The sequence below is a fragment of the Corallococcus sp. AB038B genome (genome assembly GCF_003668955.1).
In the GTDB taxonomy this organism is placed as follows: Bacteria; Myxococcota; Myxococcia; order Myxococcales; family Myxococcaceae; genus Corallococcus; species Corallococcus exiguus.
In genome coordinates this window covers 260,139-281,661 of the sequence record NZ_RAWO01000002.1, presented here as the reverse complement: position 1 = coordinate 281,661, position 21,523 = coordinate 260,139, and the positions used below count along the sequence as shown (strand labels likewise).

19 protein-coding genes are annotated in these 21,523 nt (G+C 68.4%); 4 read left to right on the top strand and 15 right to left on the bottom strand.

From position 1 onward, the window contains the following. The first annotated feature begins 4 nt into the window (after positions 1-4). On the top strand, positions 5-1,855 hold the full coding sequence (gene typA / locus D7Y04_RS12380; RefSeq protein WP_121759462.1) for a translational GTPase TypA: 1,851 nt from the start codon (positions 5-7) through the stop codon (positions 1,853-1,855). Between the two features lie 76 nt (positions 1,856-1,931). Here typA and D7Y04_RS12375 read toward each other — a convergent pair whose 3' ends face one another. Further along, positions 1,932-2,738 carry a hypothetical protein gene (locus D7Y04_RS12375; RefSeq protein ID WP_121759461.1) on the bottom strand — a complete coding sequence of 269 codons (807 nt, stop codon included), beginning with the start codon at positions 2,736-2,738 and terminating at the stop codon, positions 1,932-1,934. Between the two features lie 159 nt (positions 2,739-2,897). Here D7Y04_RS12375 and D7Y04_RS12370 point away from each other — a divergent pair, with 159 nt between their 5' ends. After that, positions 2,898-3,713 (top strand): DUF6597 domain-containing transcriptional factor, encoded by an 816-nt coding sequence (locus D7Y04_RS12370; RefSeq protein WP_121759460.1) that lies wholly within the window; start codon positions 2,898-2,900, stop codon positions 3,711-3,713. Here the strand turns inward: D7Y04_RS12370 and cglE are convergent. The 14 genes from cglE to D7Y04_RS12300 all read right to left on the bottom strand — a co-directional run bounded on the left by cglE (position 3,710) and on the right by D7Y04_RS12300 (position 19,916). Beyond that, positions 3,710-4,309: an adventurous gliding motility protein CglE gene (cglE, locus tag D7Y04_RS12365; protein ID WP_120580183.1), complete on the bottom strand. Its 600-nt coding sequence runs from the start codon at positions 4,307-4,309 to the stop codon at positions 3,710-3,712. The genes D7Y04_RS12370 and cglE overlap by 4 nt on opposite strands. 164 nt (positions 4,310-4,473) lie before the next feature. Further along, positions 4,474-6,543 carry a TonB family protein gene (locus tag D7Y04_RS12360; protein WP_120599989.1) on the bottom strand — a complete coding sequence of 690 codons (2,070 nt, stop codon included), beginning with the start codon at positions 6,541-6,543 and terminating at the stop codon, positions 4,474-4,476. A gap of 56 nt (positions 6,544-6,599) precedes the next feature. Continuing rightward, positions 6,600-6,884 carry a hypothetical protein gene (locus D7Y04_RS12355; protein WP_120547342.1) on the bottom strand — a complete coding sequence of 95 codons (285 nt, stop codon included), beginning with the start codon at positions 6,882-6,884 and terminating at the stop codon, positions 6,600-6,602. Positions 6,885-7,043: 159 nt separating this feature from the next. Next, positions 7,044-8,501, bottom strand: coding sequence for a tetratricopeptide repeat protein (locus D7Y04_RS12350; protein WP_121759459.1), 1,458 nt, complete (start codon positions 8,499-8,501; stop codon positions 7,044-7,046). After that, positions 8,498-12,151, bottom strand: a complete 3,654-nt coding sequence (locus tag D7Y04_RS12345; RefSeq protein WP_121759458.1) for a tetratricopeptide repeat protein — start codon at positions 12,149-12,151, stop codon at positions 8,498-8,500. The genes D7Y04_RS12350 and D7Y04_RS12345 overlap by 4 nt, the downstream gene beginning before the upstream one ends. A gap of 259 nt (positions 12,152-12,410) precedes the next feature. Next, positions 12,411-13,949 (bottom strand): tetratricopeptide repeat protein, encoded by a 1,539-nt coding sequence (locus D7Y04_RS12340; RefSeq protein WP_121759457.1) that lies wholly within the window; start codon positions 13,947-13,949, stop codon positions 12,411-12,413. A gap of 2 nt (positions 13,950-13,951) precedes the next feature. After that, positions 13,952-15,148, bottom strand: a complete 1,197-nt coding sequence (locus tag D7Y04_RS12335) for an outer membrane beta-barrel domain-containing protein (protein WP_120599975.1) — start codon at positions 15,146-15,148, stop codon at positions 13,952-13,954. Between the two features lie 9 nt (positions 15,149-15,157). Then, positions 15,158-15,976 carry an outer membrane beta-barrel domain-containing protein gene (locus tag D7Y04_RS12330; protein WP_120599974.1) on the bottom strand — a complete coding sequence of 273 codons (819 nt, stop codon included), beginning with the start codon at positions 15,974-15,976 and terminating at the stop codon, positions 15,158-15,160. A 330-nt stretch (positions 15,977-16,306) separates the two neighbouring features. Continuing rightward, positions 16,307-16,975: a 50S ribosomal protein L3 gene (gene rplC / locus D7Y04_RS12325; protein ID WP_120599973.1), complete on the bottom strand. Its 669-nt coding sequence runs from the start codon at positions 16,973-16,975 to the stop codon at positions 16,307-16,309. A gap of 143 nt (positions 16,976-17,118) precedes the next feature. Then, entirely contained in the window at positions 17,119-17,889 is a 771-nt protein-coding gene (locus D7Y04_RS12320; RefSeq protein ID WP_120599972.1) for a hypothetical protein, read from the bottom strand. 79 nt (positions 17,890-17,968) lie between these two features. Next, entirely contained in the window at positions 17,969-18,382 is a 414-nt protein-coding gene (locus D7Y04_RS12315) for a hypothetical protein (protein WP_223743187.1), read from the bottom strand. 115 nt (positions 18,383-18,497) lie between these two features. Then, entirely contained in the window at positions 18,498-19,151 is a 654-nt protein-coding gene (locus tag D7Y04_RS12310) for a HupE/UreJ family protein (RefSeq protein ID WP_121759456.1), read from the bottom strand. A 40-nt stretch (positions 19,152-19,191) separates the two neighbouring features. Continuing rightward, complete coding sequence (locus tag D7Y04_RS12305) at positions 19,192-19,761, bottom strand: hypothetical protein (protein ID WP_120579617.1); 570 nt, start codon at positions 19,759-19,761, stop codon at positions 19,192-19,194. Then, on the bottom strand, positions 19,758-19,916 hold the full coding sequence (locus tag D7Y04_RS12300; RefSeq protein ID WP_120525751.1) for a lmo0937 family membrane protein: 159 nt from the start codon (positions 19,914-19,916) through the stop codon (positions 19,758-19,760). The genes D7Y04_RS12305 and D7Y04_RS12300 overlap by 4 nt, the downstream gene beginning before the upstream one ends. Positions 19,917-20,208: 292 nt before the next feature. Here D7Y04_RS12300 and D7Y04_RS12295 point away from each other — a divergent pair, with 292 nt between their 5' ends. Both D7Y04_RS12295 and D7Y04_RS12290 read left to right on the top strand, forming a co-directional pair. Then, on the top strand, positions 20,209-20,946 hold the full coding sequence (locus D7Y04_RS12295) for a lytic transglycosylase domain-containing protein (protein ID WP_120579618.1): 738 nt from the start codon (positions 20,209-20,211) through the stop codon (positions 20,944-20,946). A 220-nt stretch (positions 20,947-21,166) separates the two neighbouring features. Then, the gene (locus tag D7Y04_RS12290; RefSeq protein ID WP_120600119.1) at positions 21,167-21,493 is read left to right on the top strand and encodes an STAS domain-containing protein; all 327 of its coding nucleotides are present in this window, start codon (positions 21,167-21,169) and stop codon (positions 21,491-21,493) included. Positions 21,494-21,523 lie beyond the last annotated feature (30 nt).

The following is a 21,523-nucleotide window of genomic DNA, read 5'->3' as shown; positions in this document are numbered from 1 at the left end:
CCTGATGATCTCTCGCGAAAACATCCGCAACGTCGCCATTGTCGCCCACGTCGACCACGGCAAGACCACCCTCGTCGACCACCTGCTCCGGCAGGCGGGGACCTTCCGCTCCAATGAGCACGTGGCCGAGCGGGTCATGGACTCGAACGACCTCGAGCGCGAGAAGGGCATCACCATCCTCGCGAAGAACACTGCCGTCTCCTACAAGGGGATGCAGATCAACATCATCGACACGCCGGGCCACGCCGACTTCGGTGGCGAGGTGGAGCGCGGTCTGCGCCTGGTCGATGGCGTCATCCTGCTGGTGGACGCCGCCGAAGGTCCCCTGCCCCAGACGCGCTTCGTGCTCACCAAGGCGCTGGCCATGGGCCTGAAGACCGTGCTGGTCATCAACAAGATCGACCGTCAGGACGCCCGGGCCAAGGAAGTGCTGGACCTGGTGTACTCGCTCTACATCGACCTGGGCGCGAACGAAGAGCAGCTGGAGATGCCCGTCCTCTACACCGTCGCGCGCCAGGGTCAGGCCTCCACGTCGCTGGACGTGCCGGGCAAGACGCTGGAGCCGCTGTACGACGCCATCATCAAGCACATCCCGCCCCCGCCCCCGCCCCCGGTGGAGCAGACGACGCTGCAGCTGCTCGTCGCCAACCTGGACTACGACGACTACGTCGGCCGTCTGGCGGTGGGTCGCGTGCAGGCGGGCCGCATCACCCCGAACATGCCCGTGTCCATCGTCCGCGATGGCGGCAAGGTGCAGCAGGGCAAGGTCGTCAAGCTGTTCGGCTTCTCCGGCCTGAAGCGCACGGAGATTCCGGACGCGGGCCCGGGTGAGATCGTCTCCATCGCGGGCATCGAGGAAATCAGCATCGGCGACACCATCGCGGACTTCGAGAAGCCCGTGGCGCTGCCGCGCATCACCGTGGACGAGCCCACGATGATGATGATCTTCAAGGTCAACGACGGGCCGCTGGCGGGCAAGGAAGGCAAGTACGTCACCTCCCGCAACCTGCGCGAGCGCCTGTACCGCGAGGCCTACCGCAACGTGGCCGTGCGCGTGGAGGACACCGCGACGCCGGACGCGTTCCGCGTGGTGGGCCGTGGCGAACTGGCGCTGGCGGTCATCATCGAGAACATGCGCCGCGAGGGCTACGAGCTCACGGCCTCCAACCCGGAGCCCATCACCAAGACGGTGAACGGCCAGCTCCACGAGCCCATGGAGCTGCTCTTCGCCGACGTGCCGGAGAACAGCGTGGGCGTGGTGACGGAGCGCCTGGGGCCCCGCAAGGGCCGCATGACGGACATGGCGCAGCTGGGCTCGGGCCGCACCCGCCTCCAGTTCCGCATCCCCGCGCGCGGCCTCATCGGGTTCCGCTCGGAGTTCCTCACCATCACGCGCGGTGAGGGCATCATGAGCAGCCAGTTCGACGGCTTCGAGCCGTGGTTCGGCTACATCCCGAAGCGCGCCAACGGAGCGATGGTCTCCGACCGCCTGGGCGACACGGTGCCGTACGCGCTGTTCAGCATCCAGGAGCGCGGTCAGCTCTTCATCGGCGCGGGCACCACCGTGTACGAGGGGATGATCATCGGCGAGAACGCGCACCCGTCCGAGCTCAACGTCAACTGCTGCCGCGAGAAGAAGCTCACCAACATCCGCGCCGCCGGCCGCGACGAGAACGTCATCCTCGTCCCGCCGCGCGAGATGGGGCTGGAGAAGGCCCTGGAGTGGATCGCCGACGACGAGCTCGTCGAGGTGACGCCCAAGTCCGTGCGCATGCGCAAGAAGGCGCTGGCCGTGGGCGACCGCTACCGCGCCGAGCGCGAGCGCAAGCGCGAAGAGCGCGCCGACGCGGAGTAGTCCTTCCGCTGAGCGCCTGAAGCTTCCAGGGGCCGTCACCCATCACACCGGGTGGCGGCCCTTCTTCGTTCCGGCGTCAGAAGCCGAAGCGGACGAGCCGAGCGCGGTACGGCGTGGAGTTGCTCCGGTTCCCCTGGTCGTCCCAGCCCTTGAACTCCACGTCGTCCAGGAGCCGCTCCGTCTGGCCGTTGACGGTGACGGCGTTGATCAGCGGGATGCTGATGGAGCCCACGTTGCGGCCCGCGAGCTGGTTGCCGGGATCCAACGACTCCTGCCGGCCCTGGGAGCAGCTGTCGGTGAAGAAGCAGCCCCGGTCGCAGGTGGCCTTCGAGTTGTACGAGCCGTGCTTGTTCCCGGCCACGTAGATGCGCGGCGCGCCCCGGTACGCCCCCGCGTACTCGAGCTGCGCGTAGCCGTACCAGCCTGACGCGTCGCACGCCGTCTCCAGGTGCGCGGCCAGGAAGGCCTGGTCCAGGTACCAGCGGCCGTCGGCGTAGTGCACATCCAGCACCTGGAACTCGGAGTCCCCGTCGTGGGCGAAGACGTTGAAGATGCCCAGACTGGGGATGCCGTGGTCCTCGTAGTACGCGGTCAGGTAGAAGATGCGCAGCGTGCGCAGGGCGGAGTTCAACGGCCGCGCCGCGAAGTACGGCCGGCGCGCCACGCCCTTCTCGCCCTGGGCAATCCACAGCGTGGGCATGAAGGCCGCGGCCACCTGGAGCTCGCAGCTGTCGCTCACGCCGTCGTGGTCCGCGTCCGGCGACTGGCCCCAGCACTCCTCCGCGGACGGCAGGTTCGGGACGCCCTGCGCGAGCGCGGGGACCGACAGCAACGACAGCACCAGCACCCACACACGCGCATGGCAACGGAGAACGGGGGTCATGTGATTACCTGGAAAGAACCGCGAGGGTGACTTTCAGGGTGAGCACACGAGCGACGGAGCTGAATCCGCCCGCCAGGCCGGGGCATCTGTCCGACGTCCGTCGAAGCGGTAGTAGAAGCGCGCCAGGACACGGACGTCCTGGAGGAGGCGGCAAGGCGGGTGGAGTCGAACGCGGGCAAGCCTCGGGGCCTGCTGTATCCCCGCCCGGATCCCCGGCACTTCGAGCACGTCCGCGTCCTGCCCGCGGAGGACCTGAGCCCGTGGGTCGAACACTTCTGGGCCGTGCGATGGGACCTGCGCGGACAGCCGCCCTACCTCCAGCAGAGCCTCAGCCACCCCTCCGTGCACTGGGCCTTCCAGGACGGCACGTCGCGCGTGGGAGGCCCGCACCCGGGCCGCTTCTCCATCACGCTGGAGGGGCTGGGCGGCGTGTTCAGCATCAAGTTCCGGCCCGGCGGCTTCTTCCCCTTCGTGGGCACGCCCGTGTCCGCCCTCACGCGACGAACCGCTTCACCCGGTGCGTTGCTGGGCCCGGAGGCGCTGACGCTGGAGGCGGCCATCCTCGCCACCGACGTCGTGCGAGACGCGGACCGCGAGCGCATCGCCCTGGCGGAGGCCTTCCTGCGGGCCCGCATGCCCGCGCCGGATCCGAACGTGGCGCTCGTGCAGGGGCTCGTCGCGCGCATCCTGGAGGACCGCGCGGTGACGAAGGTGGAGGACCTGCTCACACCCGGAGGCCCGGGCCTGCGCACGTTGCAGCGGCTGTTCAACCGCTACGTGGGCGTGAATCCCAAGTGGGTCATCCAGCGCTACCGCTTGCATGAAGCCGCGGAGCGGCTGCGCGAAACGCCACCTCCAGAGCTGGCGCGGCTGGCGCTGGAGCTGGGCTACTTCGATCAGGCCCACTTCATCCGCGACTTCCGGCGCATCGTGGGCTGCACACCCGCCGGATACGCCCGGCAGGTGGCTCGCTAGAACGTGTACTTCACGCGCGGGAACACCGCGAACGTCATGATGTTGGGCCCGAAGATGTAGCGCCCGAGCAGGTCCGCGCCCACGGAGAAGTGGTCGAAGGACGTGGCGTACTCCACGCCCACGCCCAGGCCCGCGTTGAAGGCGTTGATGGAGCGGCCCGGGTCGCCCTGGTCCGGATCCACCGGCGTCGGATCCAACCGCGTGTAGCCCGCCGCCACCTTGGGCGTCAGGTAGAAGCGGTTGGCCAGCCGCACGTGGTACGCGGCCGTCAGGTCGCCGAAGGCCACGGTGAAGTTGTCGGACAGCGCGCAGACGTTGGAGTCCGGCAGGTAGCCCGCGAAGCAGTTCTGCGCGGAGGAGCCCAGCGCGAAGTGGGCGCCCAGCGACAGCCGCTCCGTCAAGTCATAGCCAATGCCCAACTGCACATACGACTGCGCGTTGGAGTAGCTGTTCTCGCCGCCCACCGTGAAGAAGACCCCCACGTCGGTCTCGGTGAAGAACCCCCGGCGCGGCTCGAACGGCACGCCCTCCGGCGGCGTGGCCCCCAGGGCCGGCGTCGCCAGCGCGAGCGCGGCCAACAGCAGCGACTTCCTCACGACTCCTCCCGTCACGTTGTCCTCCTGCTCCCTTGCACGCCTGGCAGCAGTGGCACGGACAGTAGTGACGCCCGGCACGAAACGGCAGCGGGGAAAAACGAAAATGGCGTGGACCGTTTCGTCCACGCCATTTCGGTCTTCCAGTCTACGAAGTGCGCCCCGGACTACTCAGCGGCGTCCGCACCCGAGGGCGAGAACAGCCAGGGGTACGTCACGTTCACCACGCCGCCGCCCTTGGGCTCCGGGAACTTCCAGCGGCGGATGCGGGAGATCATGCACTGCTCCGCGGGAGAGCTGCCCAGCGTGGACTCGGACACGCTGGCGTCCGCCACCGCGCCCGCCGGGTCGATGGTGAAGGCCACCGCGACCTTGCCGGCCAGCGACGGGTTCTTGTTCAGCTCCGACTCGTAGCAGTACTTGATTTCATTCTGGTGCCGCCGGATGACCTTGGCGATGACGTCCTTGTCCAGGCCGCCAATCACCGTCGTCTTGCCGGGGATGACCTTGGTGACGGACTTGCCACGGCCGCCCAGGTCGATGCCGCCGGATCCGCCCGTGCCCCGGCCATTGCCCTGGGTGCCCAGGCCGCCGATGCCCAGCGCCGTGCCACCACCGCCGTTGCCCGTGCCACGCGAACCCAGGCCGCCCACGCCGTGCGCGTCACCCATGGCCGCGCCGCCCTTGAGGCCGCCCAGCGAGTTGTTGATGCCGGTGCCGATGCCGCCCGGACCGAACACGTCGGAAGCGCCACCCTTCATGCCCTTGAGCGCGCCGAGCAGACCGACCTTGCCCACCACCTGGCGGTCCTTCTCCTTCTTGGACTTGTCCACCACCTGGGTGCCCGGCTTGGAGGGCGCGGCCTCCTCCTGCTTCGCCTCCTCCTTGCCGAACTTGCCCTCTTCGTCCTTGGCCTTGGCCCCCTCCTCCACGCCGGAGAGCTGGAGCTTCTTCGCCTCCACCTTCTTCTCCGGGGTGATGAGGAACTTGGCCACGCGCTGCTGGGACTCGAAGACGTCGTCCGCGGACTTCGTCTCCGTGTGCGGCGTCAGCAGCATGGCCGCGACGAACGCCGCCGCCGCGAGGATGCAGATGGCGGCGATCTTGAAGAAGCCGAAGTCGCGGTCCGACAGCGACGTCGCCAGGATGGCCGGCGACGGCTTCACGTAGCGCATCACGAACGCCACCGTGCCCAGCGACACCTCCGCACGGTCATGCAGGCCCAGCGTGAAGAGCTGCTCCTGTTCCGACGTGGCGTTGTTGAGCTGACCCGCGGCGCGCAGCGCGTCCTTCGTGCGGACATCGCCATTGTTGGTGACGAAGACGCCGGAGCCCGCCGGAGCGCGCAGCTCTACCTTGTCGCCCTTGCTCACCGCTAGCACGTGGCGCTTGCCCACCTGCGGAGAGAAGACGGTGAAGGTGTTCTTCGCGCCCTCGCCGATGGTGACCGGTGCGCCGTCCTTGAAGTGCTGGACCTCCAGCATCTGGTCGCCCCAGAGCATGGACACCTGGAGCACCTTCGCGTCGGGCGTGGGCTGCGCGTCCCGGGGCAGAGGCTCCTGCAGGTGCGGCGGAGGCTGCGGCTTGCGGGCCGCGGCCACCTGGGGCGGCGTGGCCTTGCGCGCAGCCACCGGAGGCGGCGGAGGGCCGAACACCGGGGTGGACGTCACGTTCTGGGACACCTGCGTGCCCAGCGCGCCCGCCGGAGCGGAGCGCGGCGTGCTCACCGTGCCCACCACGTTGGTGGGCGCCGCGCTCATCGCGGGCCGCTGAGGCGGAGCCTGCCGCATGTTGGGAGGCACCGGAGCCGCGTGCGACACCGGAGCCGAATGGGCCACCGGAGGCGCCGGAGGCATCACCGGCCGCTGCTGGAACACGCCGGGCTGCGCCACCGCCGCCGCCGGAGCCACCGGCCGGGGCACCTCACCGAAGAGCACCTCCACCCTTGATGTGCCCACCGTGAGCACGTCCCCGGGCTTGAGCGCCGTGGGGATGATGAGCTTCTGCCCGGACACCTGGGTGCCGCCTTCACTGCCCAGATCGATGGCCGTCACGGAGCCATCGTTGTCCACCTTCAGCATCACGTGGAGGTTGGACACGCGCGGATCCTGAATCTTCACCGCCGCCTGGGCGCCCGACCCCACGATGACACTCTCCGCCTCCGAAACCGTCTCCTGGATGGAGCCGTCCGGGGTGGTGATTCGAAGCGTCAAACCGTTTTTTCTCGCCGCCGCCATGAAGTTCTTCCTTCTTCCCTTCCCGTCCCGAAAACGTTCAACGCCACCTGTGCTGTCTAGAGATTGTCCGCCGACTTCTGAAGCTCCGGGTCGAAGTTCTCCCGGACCTTGATGAGGCTTTGGAAATCCGTCTTCTTGCGGTTGAGGACGTAGGAGCCTTCCGGCTTCGTGAGCTCGCCCTCCACCGCCACATCCGTGAAATCAATCACCGTCTTCTTGCGGTACACGGTGCGATCCTCCTCCTGGATGATCTTCACCGAGTCCTTGCCGTCCTGCGCCAGGGCGGGAGCCGCCACCCCCAGCCCCCCCACCATCACCATCGCTGCCAGCAGTCGTTTCATGTGATGTCTCCGCCGAGGCCCGCTTCGCGAATTCCATTGCAGGGCTCGCACCAACTCCAAGTCCCTGGATTCTAAGGGAGCCGCCCGGTCGCTTGCACCTGGGCGGCTAAAGGCGGGAAGAAAGTTCTCGTCCTCCCCGCTGGGACGACTGTTGTTTCTTCAGGGCGTCGGAGCAGGCGTCGGAGCCGTCTGTCCATTGCCGGACGCATCGTCGGACGCGGGGGCAGCCGGCGCTTCCGCCGGAGCCTCCTGCTCGGGAGCGCTGGTGTCCTGGGGCAGCTGGTTCATCATGGACGAGCCCGCGCCCCCGGTGGCGGCGGCGTCCTTCTTCTCCTCGCCCTCGGCCTCCGCGGTGGCGGCCGGAGCCGGAGCCGGCGGCGGGTTCTTGAGCATGTTCTGCAGGCCGTTCACCTTGGCGGTGATGAGCTGCTTGTCCTGATCCGTCGTGGACGACAGCTCCTTGCAGCGGTCCAGGAACGCGATGGCCTTCTCGAAGCCCCCGCGCTCGGTCGCGTACGCCCAGCCCGCGCCGCACACCGCCTCCGGCTTGTCCGCGGAGCGCGCGAGCACCTTCTCGAACGCCTCGCCCGCGGCCACGCCCTTCTTCGGATCCAGGCCCTTCTGCCCGTCCAGCGCGTACGCCAGGTACAGCTGGCCCTCCAGGCCGTCCGGCTCCAGGGACAGGGCCTTGGTGAAGGCCTTCTCCGCGCCCGCGTAGTCGCGGTAGCTCAGCGCCAGGGCGCCCAGGTTGAGGTGGCCGGGCGCGAAGTTGTCATCCAGCGACACGGCCTTCTGGAACTGGGCCAGGGCGCGCGGGCGGTCATCCATCTTCAGGTAGATCATCCCCAGCGTGTTGGAGATGGCCGGGTCGTCCTGCGCCACCTTGCGCGCGTTGATGACCAGCAGCTCCGCCAGGCGGTACTGGCCGCGGTCGTACGCCACCAGCGCCAGCGTCTTGTACGCCTCCGGGTTGTCCTTGCTGCGCGCGAGCACGCGCCGGCCGGTGGCCTCGGCTTCATCCAGCTTGCCCGCCAGCCGGTACGTCGCGGCCAGCGCGTTGAGCACGGGCTCGTCGTGTTCATGGCCCGGCGTCTGGAGCGCCTTCGTGTACAGCGCGAGGGCCTCGTCCAGCTGGCCCGCGTGCCGGTGCATCAGCCCCAGGTTCATCACGGACGGCGTGTGCGCCGGGTTCAAGGCGAGCACCTGCTCGTACGCCACGCGGGCGTCCGCCGGGCGGCCCTGCTTCTCCGCGATGACGCCCAGGTTGAAGCGCGCGTTGAGCGCCTTGGGCTCATGGGAGACGACGGCCTCGAAGCCCTTGCGAGCGGCTTCCAGGTCCCCAGCCTCGTAGGCCTTCAGGGCCTGCGCGAACTGGCCGTCCGCGTCGCCCTTCTCCGCCGGAGCGGAAGGGGGCGCGGCGGCGGGGACCGTGACGGCGGGCTTCTCCACCGCGTTCATCGCGACGGGCGTGGGCCTGGGGCCCGTGGCGCAGGCCGTGGTGAAGGCGAAGGCGAAGGCCCCCGCCAGGAACATGCGCTTGGTGCGAAAGCCGTTCATCCCCGTCGTCCCCATCCCCTTCAACTGGCTGCTGATGTCGATGCTGTGGTTCGTCTTCACGGCCGCACCCCCTCGAGCGACGCGGTGGGCTCAGACTTCGCGGGCTCCGAGCCCTCCGGTGTGGCGGCCGGCTTCGTGCCCTCTGCGGGCACGGTTTCCGGCGCGGCGGGCTTCGGATCCACGGAGGCGCTGATGGGGCCGTTGAGGTCCTTCAGCACGCCCGAGGCGATGCGCGAATCACTGCTGCCCCGGTACGTCACCGGCTTCACCTGGGCGTAGGCACCCGGGCGCAGGCGGTTGATCTGATCCTGCGCGGCCAGGGTCCACTCGCTGTAGATGCCCAGTTCGTAGGCCTTCTGGAGACCCTTCTCCAGGGCCTCGCTGGACTTGTCCTCCAGCGGAAGCGCCAGGTTCTCCAGCTCGCCGCGGTACATGCTGAGCTGCTCTTCATCCAGACCGGACGGATCCGGCGAGTCCATGATGTTGCGAGCGAAGTCCGCGTACGCGAGGCCGATGCGGGTCAGCGCCGCGATGCCCCACTCGCCGGAGCCCGTGGCGAGCACCGCCGCGTACTCCTTCTCCACGCGCTGCATCTCCTTCTGCTTGTTCGTCAGGTCGCGGCGGATGGTGGAGACGCGCGTGAACTTGATGTCCGCGAAGCGCTTCCACGTGGGCTCCAGCGCCAGGAAGCGCGCGTGGCCGTACGCGTTGAGCACCGCGGTGTCCTTGCGCACGCCCTCCGCGAGCTTGTTCCAGCCGCGCACCAGTTCGTCCTGCGCCTTCTCCTGACCGCGCACGTCCTTCAGCTTCTGGTACGAGAGCAGCTCGTGGTACCGCGCCAGGTACGCCTGCCCCGCGGCGGTGCGCGAGTCGCGGCCGTAGTCCTCCACGAACCGGTTGAAGGCGCGGGCCGCGTCGCCCCACTTCTTCTCCTTCTCCCAGACCAGGCCGATGGAGAAGGCCACCTGCGGCACGTCCTTGCGGTCCTTGAAGCGCGCCAGGTAGTTGTTCCACGCGGTGACGGCCTTCTGGGACTCGCCCAGGCCGTCGTACCAGACGCCCGCGTTGAAGAGGGCATCCGCCACCCACTCGCCCGCCGCGTCCACCTGCGCCTTGAGCTCGGCGGCCTTCTGCGAGCGCTTGGACTCCACGTCCTCCACGGCGCCCGGCGTGTCGTCCTTCTTCGCGACGGTGGTGGCCTTGGCCTTCTCCTTGCCCTTCTTCGATTGCGTCTCGCGGGCCTTGATGGCCGCGTCGTACTCGGCCACGAAGGACTCGGACATGGCCGCGGCCTTCTTGAACTCGGCGACCTTCTCGTAGAGGCCGGACAGCGTGTAGCGCGTCTTCAGCTCGAAGCTGCTGTTCGGGTACTCCTTGAGGACGCGCTCGCCAGCGATGATGCCCTTGTCGACTTCACCGGCCTCCTGCGCGATGACCATCGCGTAGGTGAGCGCGCGGTCCGCGTTCTCCGACTTGGGGAACTCCGTCACGAAGGTGAGGAACTCCTCGGCGGCCTTCGCCGGGTTCTTCTCCTTCTTGTAGACGACCTCATCCACGTACTTGTACTGGCTGCCCTCCACGACGCGGGACACGCGCAGGGCGAAGTCCGAACCGGGCTTGGACAGCTTCTTGTTGCCCAGGAACTTACGCGAGAGCGTGTTGAGCTCCTGCCACTCCTCGCGGCTCTCCAGCACGTACATGGTCAGGTCCGCGGCGTCGCGCGAGCGGCGCTCCTCCGGGAACTTCTCGATGATCTCCCCGAAGCGGCGGGCCGCGTCCACGAAGTGCGCGCGGTCGTAGAGGATGACGGCGGCCTGGTAGCGCAGGTCGATCTCATCCTGGTTGCCCGGGTAGAGGTTGTTGTACGTGTCGCACGCGGCGACCAGACGGTCCTCGAACTTGGTGAGGGACTGCTCCGCCTGCTCCTTGGCGTCGCGCTTCACCAGCTTCTGCTTGGCGACGTCGCCCTTGTCCTTCTTCTCGTCGACCTTCTGGCCGTCCTTCAGGTCGCTCTTGGAGAGCTGGCCGCGCTCGATCTTGACGAGCTTGTCGTACGCGAGCACCGCGTTGTACGAGGCGCTCTTGCGGTAGGCCTCGTTGGAGACCTCCTTCGCGGAGTCGCGGTCCGGAATCTTGAACGCCACCACGGCGTCGTACTCACCGGCGGCGGCCTCCCACTCCTCCAGGGCCCAGAGGATTTCCGCGTAGAAGAAGCGGATGTTGAAGGCGGAGTCCGCCACGAACTCCGGATTGTCGCTGGAGGCGAACGCGTCCACGTACTGCTTGTAGATGTCGCGCGCGAGCCGGTAGGTCTCCACCTGGCGCGTCTTCTGCGCCTCCTGGTGGTACTCGGTGACCATCACGCGCATGGCCTCTTCGGTGACGCTGAAGGCGTTGCGCAACACGCCCGCGTTGCTGGCGTTGGAGGTCCACCACTCGCCACCGGGGCGGTAGAGGTCCACCATCCGCTTCATCTCCTTGCGGACCTGCTGACGCTGGCGCAGGCCCTCGAACGCACGCACCACCGCCTGCTGGTACTCCGGCGCGTTCGCGCCCATGGGCGAGTCGTCGATGAGCGTGCGGTACACCAGGATGGCGCTGTCGAAGTGACCCGCGTCCACCAGGCCCGCCGCCGTCTTCGCGAGCAGCCGGCCCTGACGCTTGGCCGGAGCCTTCTGCTTGAAGTAGGCGAGCGCCTCCTTCGGCTGATCCAGCTGGACGTAGAACACGGTGAGGTCGTTGAGGGCCTCCGTGCGCAGGTCGCCCAGCTCCTCGCCGCGCTGGCTGGCGTAGTCCACCACCTCGTGGAGCTTCTTCAGGCCCGCGTCCAGGTCGCCCGCGTTGAAGTCACACCAGGACAGCTTGTAGGTGGCGTAGGCGTAGATCTTCGGAACACCGGAGGCGCGCGCCTTCTCGTAGTTCTCCTTCGCGGGCGCGAGCTTGTTGTTCTCGAAGTAGTGGTTGCCCAGCTGGATGTACGCGTCCGGGACGAACTGCGACTTCGGGAAGTCGCGGATCAGCTCCTCGTACCGAGCCACCGCGTCCGCGCGGCGGTTGAGGTCGTAGAGGTTGTAGCCCAGGGAGAAGAGGACCTCGTCGCGGGCCGGGTAGTCCGGGTACTCGCTGAGGATGGCCTCGTAGATGCGCATCGTCTCCGCGCGGTAGCGCTCGGAGTCGCGGTGGTCCTGCTCCGGCGCGGTCGCCTTCTCACCGCGCGCCACGGCGGCGTCGTAGGCCTTCTCCGCCGTGAGGAACTTCTCCATCTCCAGCTGGTAGAGGTACTTGGACTTCTCCCAGTAGAGCTCCGACAGGCGGTACTGCATCTCCGCCTTCTGCGTGGAGGTCTCCTGCAGCTTGGGGATGAGGCGCTTGAAGCCTTCAATGGCCTCGTCGCGCTTCTTGTCCGCGAGCGCGTCCTTCTTGGAGTCCGCGATGCGCGGCATGTCCGCGAACTTGGCCGTGGCGGGCTTCACCCGCGCCGGGCCCTTGCGCATGTCCTGGGGCGCCACGCCGGGCGGCAGCTCCGCCTTCTTCGCCTCCTCCTTGTCCTTCTTGCTCGCGGCCTCGGCCTTCTTGGCCGCTGCCTTCGAAGAGGACTTCTTCGTCGCCACCTTCCGCGGCGGTGCCGTCTCCTCCGCCGCCTCCCCCACCCCACCAGCCGCGAGCGCGACGCCCACCGCCAGTGCACCGAACCGAAGAACCACCTTCATGCGAGCTCCTGGAGAACCGCGCCTCGCCTGCCTGGGAAAACTTCTGCCCAATTGGGAGGGACGACGGAAAGTAGACGCGGGTACCCAGATTGAGAAGTGGCCCGGAACGTGCCTTGTGCCCCGGCGTACGCGATCACGCCGAGCCACCTTCCAGGACTCAACATCACGCGAAGAGGCCCCGTCCCCCGTGACAAACGCACGGTGGCGGGGCCTCTTGGGTGCTGCTCATGGCGGCCGGGTGCGACCGGCTCCTACTTGCCTACTTCTCTTGCCGTGCGGGGCAGCCCCGCTTGAGCGTGTACTGATAGTAGCCAATTTCGTCGATCCAGAACTCGCCCTGGAAGCGCCAGTAGTTCCACGCCGCGCCGGGCATCTTCGGGCGGTAGAGCGTCTGGCGGGTGAGCAGCGCCTTCTGGTCCACGCCCTCGGAGAAGAGGTCCTTCTCATCCAGCGCCGTCTGCACGCGGATGATCTCCGCCTGGTCGGAGAAGGTGCGGAGGTTGTCCGCGGCCTCCTTGATGCGGTTCTTCGCCAGCGTTCCGCCCACCTGGAGCAGCGTGGTGCGGATGTCCTCGAGCGACGCCACCGTCTGCGCGGCGAACGGCGTCCCGCGCCACGGCCCTTCACTGATGGCGCGCTTCTCCTGGTCCACGCGCGACAGGGTCCGCATCACTTCACGGATGCGCTCGTTGTTGCGGATCCACAGGTAGACGGCGCGCGGCAGGCGGCGGTTCTCGGAGGCCACCAGGTTGAAGGCCTGGATGGGCGCCACGTCCTCGCCGGTGAAGGGCTCCAGCTGCTTGGCCATGGGGCCATAGCGCTCGTCGAACGCGGCGAGCGTCGTCTTCACCTCGTCGTAGAGGCACGAGTAGTAATAGACGGTCGCCTTGAGGATCCACGACTCGGGCTGGAAGGCGCCCTCGAACTGCGGCGCGTGCAGCGCCTGGAGGCTGCCCAGCGCACCGCCGAAGTCCTCGTTCTGGAAGCGGGCGAAGCCGTTCTCGAACAGGGCCTGGTCCCAGAAGCGAGCGTAACGGGGCACGCCTTCGTACGCCTTCACCGCGTCCGCGTACTCACCGCGACGGTAGTGCACGCGGCCCAGCGCCAGCAGCGCCAGCTCGCGCGTCTCCGGCAGCTCCACCTGCGGCTCCTTGGTGTTGAGCACGGCCTGGACCGCGGCGATGGCCTCCTTGTCCAGCGTCTCCCCTTCCCCGGGACGCCCCGGGAAGCGCGGGTCCGCGAGCACGGTGCCCAACAGGTAGCGGGCCTTCGCGTAGACGCGGCTGTCGGCGGGCACGGCCTCCAGGAGCGAGCGGGACTCTTCGAAGCGCATGCGGCGCTGGCTGGCGGTGCCGACCAGGTAGTTGATGCGCGCGAGCACCTCCTTGGGCAGCGTGACCCAGCGGTCGCGCACCTCGTCGGTGTAGGCCTGGTTGAGGATGCTGGGGATGAGGTTCTGCTCATCCAGCCGCTGTTGCATGTCCACCAGCCCCTCGATGGCCTTGAGGTACGAGGGGTGCGCGGGGCCGGCGTTGACGATGGCCGCGTAGGAGATGAAGGCCGCGACGGGCAGGTCCTTCTTGGCGAAGGTCTGCGCCAGGTAGAACTCGGCCTTGCCCTTCAGGTCCGCGTCCTCCCCTTCCGCCAGCTGCGCGAAGAGGGGGGCCGCGGTGTCGAGCTTGCCTTCGTTGAAGGCGGAGAGCGCGCGGTTGTAGGTGCCCACGTCCTGCTGGGCGAGGGCCACCGAGGACACGGCGAGGGGCCCGAGGACGACGAGGAGTCGGAGCAGTCGGGACATGGTTAGAAGAGCACCGAGAAGCCAGCGTAGAAGCTGACGTTGTTGAGGACGTCCGACGAAGGCTCGGCGACGAGGTCCCTCCCGAGGATGATGTCCTCGCGGTAGTTCTTCTTCGTCTTCGGGTCCACGCCGTCGAACTTAGCCACCTTGCAGCTGCCACTCAGGCTGAGACCGTCGAAGGGCTGGTTGGCGGCACGCGCGGCCTCCAGCGCCTCGAAGTCCGCCAGGTTGCAGCCATCCACCTTGTCCACTCGCGCGGTGTAGATGAGGTCGCGCACCTCCAGGCGCAGGGCGTAGTGCTCACCGAACTGCACGCGGAAGCCGCCACCCACCTCACCCAGGAACTTGTTGCCCGTGTCGCCGAAGCGCGCGGGCACCTGGAACGTCTGCCCCTCCACCTCGTTCGCCACTTCCGGGCGGATGAGGTGGCGCGTCTTGCCGATGCCCGCGCCGCCGCTGAGCACCACGCTGAACTGCGCCAGCGAGTTATTGAAGAAGGCGAACTTGCCGTAGAGCGGCGTGACTTCGACGCCCGCGTACGCCCCCCACTGGAGCAGGAGCGACGACGCGGCCTGGGCCTGCTCGCGCACCTTGTCGATGAGCTCCAGGTTGAAGTCGCTCTCGTCGGAGTACCAGTTGTACTGGCCGCCCACCTGGAGGGCGAAGTTCTCCTGCAGGTGGTAGACGTAGTTCAGCCCGGTGCCCACGTGGTTGGTGAACTTGCCGTTCACCTGCACGACGCCGGGGTACAGCACCAGCTCGTGCTTGCCCTCGTCCGCGAAGCGCTTCTTCTGGACGATGTGGACGTTGACGTTCGGGTTGTAGAGCGGCGCGCCATTCACCAGCCGCTGCTGCTGCGCGTCCGTGGTGCGCGGCGCTTCGCCGGTGTCCAGCACCGGCGCGTCCGTGGGCGCAGTGGCGGCCGGAGCCTGGGCAGCCGGCGCGCTGTCCGCGTCGTCCTCACCGGTGACGGCGGGCGCGGACGGCGTGGCCGGCGCGGCCTCGGGAATGGACTGGGGCACTGCCGGCGCGTCGCGCTCGGTGCGCTGGCGCTCCGGCGGTTCAGCCGGTGAAGGAGAAGCCGGCGCGGTCGCATCCGGACCCGGAGCGGCCGGCGGCTGCGCCGGGGAGGCGCCTTGCGCGAACGCGAGGGCAGGCACCGCGGCGACGAGGAGCGCGATGGAACGGAAGGGTCGCATAGGAATGGGTCAGAAGGAGAAGGTGTAGCCGAGGTCGAACTGCACCAGGTGCGTGAGGCCCGGGCTGCCGGCGGGCTCGCCGGTGGGATTGCCGGCCTCCCAGTCGTCGCGCAGCAGGTTCACGCGGTAGCTGTCCTTGAAGATCCAGTCGCGCAGCTCCAGCCGGATGCCGTGCTGCTCCTTGATGAAGAAGCGGAAGCCCAGCGCGGCGGACACCACCGGCGCCACCCGCGACTCCTTCACCCAGTAGTTCTCCGTGGCGCTGCCCCGGTCATCCACGGCCGTGCGGTTGTCACAGACGCCCGCGGCCCGATCCACCACCTGGGAGCACTGGATGACGGACTGGCGCTTCAGGTTGGTGAGGCCGCCGCCCGCCCAGAGGTACGTCTGGAAGTGCACCGGGATGTCCGCGACGAGGCTGATCTTCCCGTAGATGGGAGCCCACCGCGCGCCGATGACGCCGTGCAGGCCCATCCGCCACATGTCCTCCAGCTCGTCCGTGACGCGCTTGTCCTCGCGGTCCAGGAAGGACTCGGAGATGGAGCGCGCCAGGCCCGTGTGGCGGCTGGCGGCGTAGCCCGCGCGCGCTTCCAGCGCGAACGTGTCGAACAGGTTGTAGGCCAGCCCGACGTCGAAGAAGTAGTGCGCCGTCAGGTGCGTCTGCACTGGCAGGCCCACGGACAGGGACACCTCCGGATGGCCCGCGGGCTTGTAGAGCCGATTGCGGACGACCGCCGAGTCCAGGACGCCGTCTTCCTGTGCGGCGGCGCCGAGAGCCGTCAACGAGAGGCTCAGCGCGGCGAAGACGCGAAGCGTGCGTGCGTTCATATCTCCTGCCCGGCCCGGGGGTGGGCCGTTGGGTGATCCGGATGGCAACCCGTCTGCTTGGACGGCGAGGCTCCGGCGTGGGACAGCGATGTGAGCACGGCGCCCATTCACCGCAAGCGGATCCCAGCGGCAGTCGGTAAAGTTTTCGCCCTTTGCCCCCAGGGCGACCAGCACTCAACGTTTCCGCACGGATGCGAGGCCTCAGCCCCCGCGAGCACGCGCGGACACCGCCCCCGGAAACGACGAACGCCCCGCCCGGCAACCCGAAGGTGCCGGAAGCGGGGCGTCGAACGGGGCGCGGTGAAGCGCCCCGGCGTCAGTGGCTGCGAATCAGCGCGCGGCCTTGTGCTGCGCGCGCATGGCCACCTTGATGGAGGGACGCACGATGACGATGCCGTCGTTGTGGCCGGCGACCGCGCCCTTCACGAGCACGAGGCCCTTCTCCACGTCCACGTCCACCACGGTCAGGTTCTGCGTGGTGACGCGATCGACGCCGTAGTGACCCGGCATCTTCTTGTTCGGGTACGTACGGCCCGGCGTCTTACGCTGACCGATGGCGCCCGGGTGACGCTGATACTCGTGCGTACCGTGGGTCTTGGTCTGCGAACCCTTGAAGCTCCAGCGGCGCATGACGCCGGAGAAGCCGCGACCCTTGGTCACGCCGGTGACGTCCACCAGCTCGCCCTTGGTGAACATGTCCGCCTTGACGGCGTCGCCCACGTTGAAACCCGCGGCCTCTTCGGCCGTGACGCGGAACTCGCGCAGATGACGGCGCGGCGTGGCGCTGGCCTTCTTGAAGAAGCCGAGCTCCGGCTTGTTCAAGAGCTTCTCGCGGATTTCGCCGAAGCCCACGGTCACCGCGGAGTACTCATCCTTCTCCGGGGTGCGCTTGCCGACCACCAGACAGGTGTTGACGTCGATGACCGTCACCGGAACGAGGTTGCCCTCGTCGTTGAACACCTGGGTCATGCCGATCTTCTTGCCAATCAGACCCTTCACGTCGTCCTCACAGCGAGCGCCCGTGGCGCTGAAAGCCCAATGAATTCAATGAACTGGCCTACACGCGTACCTGCGGCCGCCAGGAAGCGGCGCAAGATAGCAAACACGTCCTCAACGTCAAGCACCAAGGGTGGGCGTACCCCTCACTGCGCGACGTCCAACCGCTTGTAGAAGGGGTTGAGCTGCCCGTCCGCGATGCGCTGGGCATACACCTCTTCGCCGAGGAGGAACAGGGCCTGATCCAGATAATCTTCCGCGCCCTTGATCTCCTCCTCCTTGGTGGCGATGGACTGGTCGAGCTCCGCCATCCGGGCGTCGTGCTGCGTCTTCTGCTCTTCCGCGGCGTCCTCCAGCTCGATCAGGCGCTTGTGCGCCAGGATGCCGGCCGCGCCGGGCTGGCCGGGGGTGGGCGTGAGGGAGGCCGCCAGCTGGGACTCCCAGTCCTCGACCTCGCGCGCCAGGCGCATCTGGGCGATGCGGTTCTTCTTGAGGTTCTGCTTGGCGGCGTCCAGCTTCACCGGATCCTGGGTGGTCATCTCCAGGTCCGCGAGCTTCGCCTCCAGCTTCTTCAGGCCCACGATGGCGTAGCGCAGGTCGGCGCGGCGGGTGGCCAGCGTCTTGCGCAGCCCCTTCACCTTGCCTTCCACCGCCGTCACGGCCTTCTGGAACCGGCCGGTGATCTCCTTCTGGGCGCCGCAGTCATCCTCGTGCTGCGCCTGGAAGTCCTGATAGGCCACGTCCTCGTCGTTCATCTCCGCTTCCAGCGCCGCCAGCTCGTCCCGGCGCGCCTCCAGCACCTCTTCGGCGCGGTAGACGCGTTCCATGGAGCGGGGGCAGTTCGGCTTGCCCGGGAGGACGTCCCGGGCCAGGTCGCCGAGCTGGAAGATGAGATCGTTGTAGCTCTCCTTCGCCATGGGCGGATTCATACGCCCAAGACGCCAGGACTGTCACCGACCGAGCGCATTCCCCGCGCCCGGCCCTCTTTCCGCCCCCTCAGGAATCCGCGGGAGCCGCGACGGCCTGGGACTCGCCCCGTCGCACCGCCGCCAGGGCCCCTTCCGCCAGGGCGAGCAGCTCCCGGGCCCGATCCTGCTCCTCGGTCCGGTTCAGCTCGCACACCCAGGCGGATGACAGGTCCGCGTGCTGGCGCGCCATCTCCGCGGTTGTCTCGTAGCGCGCGGCCGATGCTCGAGCGAAGGCCCCCTCCCGTCGCAGTTCCAGCACCGTGTCCGGATCCAGATCGATTTCCTCTGGAGGCACCGGCAACGGCCCTCGTCCCAGCGCCGCCAGGCGGGCCAGGAGCCGTGATGCATGGGCGCGGCAGAAGGCGGCCAGCACCATCAGGCGCGCCCGGACCCGCGCGTCGTTCATGCGCTCCGCCAGCCCCGTCATACGACGGGCCGACACCACTTCTGCTTCCCACGCGGCGGCCAGTGCGGCTGCCAGCCGGGTATGCCTCGCTCCCATCAGCGTCCCTCCCCCACCCTCGTGAGACGCAAGCTAGGAACGCTGTTGGTGCAATTCAACCGACCGCGCGAGCAACCATCCAATAAAGCCCCACTCCCGCGAGGCCAATGGACGACAGGCGCACAACCCTCGAGTGCAAACGGGGCCTGCGCTGAACGATTCGCAGCACGGGAACCAGGAAGGCCACCACCACCGCCTGCCCCATCTCCACCCCCAGGTTGAAGCCCAGGAGCGCCGGCACCACGTCCGTCCCCACCCCGTAGCCGCCGAGCACGCTCGCGAAGCCCAGCCCATGCACCAGGCCGAACAGGAAGGTCAGCCCCGCGCGGTGCCCGTGCTGGCGCAGAAGCAGGTTCTCCAGCGCCATGTAGAGGATGGAAGCGGCGATCGCGGCCTCGGCCCACCGCGTGCCCCGCGCGCCCAGCGTCACCACGCCCAGGGCCGTGAGCCCCAGCGTCAGCGAGTGCGCCAGCGTGAAGGACGTCACCAACAAGAGGATCCGCCGGAACGAGCCGCCCACCAGCAGCACCGCCAGGAGGAACAGGAGATGATCCGCCCCGGCCAGGATGTGGCGGATGCCCTCGCCCACCCAGCCGGCGAAGCCGTCCACCGCTGCGGGCGCGACCTCTATTTCGTGGGCATGGGCGGCGGCCGGTCCCAACAGGAGCAAGGCCAGCAACACCACCCGGACCGGGGGGAACGGCTTCATCGCGCGAAGGAGCCTGCCCTCCGCGCGCCCTGCCCGTCCACTACTCGTGCACGAACTCCAGCTGCACCTGGTGGCGGCCCGAAAGCCCGCCGTGGTGCGCGCCGCAGCGCGGACAGACCATCGGCAGATCCCATTCCCACTGGGCCTGCACCTCGTCCCCGCAACAGACCATGGGGAGCGTGCGCAGCATCTCCTCGTCCGGAGGCAGCGGCCGGGGCAGCGGCTCCGGCGCCACGGAGATGAAGGTGGGCCGCGGGTTCTGGGACAGCGTGCGCTGCACGTACGCCAGCTGCTCGTACCGCACGTGGTTCGCCCACGCGCGCGCCATCTGCTCCACGTGCGCGGACTGATCCGGCGTGAGCCACGCGTCCGGCAGCGCGCGGTGGCCGCAGTACAGGCAGTGCCACGCGGGCAGCTCCTCGGGCGTGTACGCCTCGTGGAGGTTTTCGAAGGGGAAGTAGCCCGCGAGCAGCCGCTGCAGCATCCCCGCGTCGTGGCGGCTGGGCCGCGTCTTGAAGGAGCGCTGGCAGCGGGGACATTCGCGCCGCACGAAGCCCGCCTTGTCCCGCGGCAGCTCCAGCCACGCCATGTCCAGCTCCGGCAGGTTCATGCCAGCCCCCGCCGGCGCCCCAGCGACGCGACGGCCAGCACGAACGCGATGAGCGAGAACACCAGGAGCAGGTGCACCCACTGCCCCTCCGTTGAACCGGTGATCAGCCCCATCACCCACAACACCATCAAGATGATGCCCATGGTCCAGTACACGCCACGCCTCCCGCCACACAGGGCCTCGGATAATCAGACCGGGCGCAAGCTAGGAACGCGGAGGCACCGCGGCAACAGGTGGAGCTTTCTGCAGGGTCAGGTTGGGAAACAAACTTCCCAGGCCGGGCATTTTTTCCGGATGCCGTGGGCCATGCCAGCCCTGTTTCAGCCCCTCTCTTAAGGATCCGTGAGGCAGCTGGCGCACGCTACGTACGCTGGCACGTTGCCTGCTTAGCCGCTGGGTGTGGGCGAGTCAGCGGGCGCGAGTGGTTGGGCGCCAGGGGAGGGCGTGATGAGGGGTTGGACGGTGGCGATGGCGGCGGCGGTGGTGCTGATGGGGACGAACGCGGTGGCGTTCCCGGTGCAGGTTCCGGTGGGTGCGCAGGGGGAAGCGCCGGACGTCGCGGCCCTGAGGGCGCAGCTGGCGGAGAAGGACGCACAGCTCAAGGCCGCCCTGGCTCGGCTGCAGCACTATGAGGACGAGGCGGACTACCTCCGCGCGGAGCAGATGGGCGTGGCCGAGGCCGTGCGCGCCTCCGGGCTCCCGGAGCGGCAGCAGCGCCGGCTGGCGGTCTCCATCGTCCGCGAGGCGGAGCGCAACAACCTGGATCCGCTGCTGGTGGTGGCGCTGATCCGCTGCGAGTCGTCCTTCAACAACTACGCGGTGTCCGGCGTGGGCGCCATGGGCCTCATGCAGGTGATGCCGGACACGGGCAAGTACCTGGCGGAGAAGTCCGGCTGGCGGCTGGGCCGCCACACCAACCTGTTCGACTTCGAGACGAACGTGAACCTGGGCACCGCGTACCTGGCGGACCTCATCAGCCGCTTCGGCTCCGTGGAGGGCGCGCTCGTCGCCTACAACGCGGGTCCCGGGCTGGCCAAGCGCATCCTGGCCAAGAAGGAAAACCGGGTGAAGTTCATGGCCGGCTACCCCGCCAAGGTCGTGAAGGAGTTCCGCAAGCTGAAGGCCCAGCAGGAGCGCGCCATCAGCCTGCGTGCCGAGCAGCCGACAGCCGACCGCAAGGGTTGACCGCTGCGTGACATGCGCTCCGCCCGGTCGCCAACACTCCAGCCGAAGTTGCATGCCCGGCACTGACCTGATCGCCGGTGAAGATGCACTGTTCGGCTCCGGCTGTGCACCCCCACCCTGCGGTGGGAACCCGGACCACCCCTGTGGTCCGGAAACGTGCGGCAGCCGCCATCACATCGCGGGTGGCACACACGTGCACACCTTAGCGGGAGCGCGGATCATGACGGGGCTTCAGATTCATCGGGAGGAGGAGGCGGCGGGTCGGATCACGCTGCGCCTGGAAGGAACGCTGGACGGCCGCACGGCCCAGGAGCTGCGCAACTCGCTCCAGGCGCTGGGCCAGAGCGAGGTGGTCCTGGACTTCGCGCACCTGCGTGAGTTCAAGGACAGCGCGGTGGGCGTCCTGACCCACGGCCTGAAGGACGGCGCCGTGCAGCTGCGCGGGCTGGCGACGCACCACGAGCGGATGTTCCGCTACTTCGGCGTGCTGGCCTCGCCGACGACGCACCGGGCGTACTACACGCCCGAGGACATCCTCTCCGTCTGAGGAGGAAGGGCCCTCCGGGCCGTGTGCATC